Origin of the sequence: Shigella sp. FC1967 (assembly GCF_001743005.1) — a bacterium.
GTDB lineage: Bacteria > Pseudomonadota > Gammaproteobacteria > Enterobacterales > Enterobacteriaceae > Proteus.
Window position 1 is genome coordinate 1 of the sequence record NZ_MIIZ01001346.1, and the last position, 379, is coordinate 379.

Below are 379 nucleotides of genomic sequence, written 5' to 3' on the forward strand. Positions count from 1 at the left end.
AAAAGTTTAAATTTCTCGAATTCATCAAAGTTAGGTGCTTATCAAAAATTACAGGCCATGGCGGGCTTACCTGAGTTGGCGCCTGTTTATGCGATTGATGCGCCAAGTGGTTCCATGGATGGCTCCAGTCGTCCTACTGTGGCTTTATCAACACTGATTAAAAAACACAATTTACCCATTTCAGCACCACAGGCATTTAAAACGTTTAGCCGAACTCGGTATTGTTGAGCGCTTATCACGTCCAAGCACGAAAAACTGCTAACAAAACTAAAGAATTTTGGTCTGTTACGGCAAGAGGTTGTCAGTTTGGGAAGAATATGACCAGCCCTAATAATCCTCGTGAAACCCAACCGCACTTCTTTGAGAGTAAAACGGATGA

Annotated in this window: 1 pseudogene; it reads left to right on the forward strand. The window is 42.5% G+C overall.

Going from position 1 to position 379, the window contains the following annotated elements:
- A pseudogene (locus BHE89_RS21860) lies at nt 1-379 on the forward strand (KilA-N domain-containing protein); the annotation flags it as partial.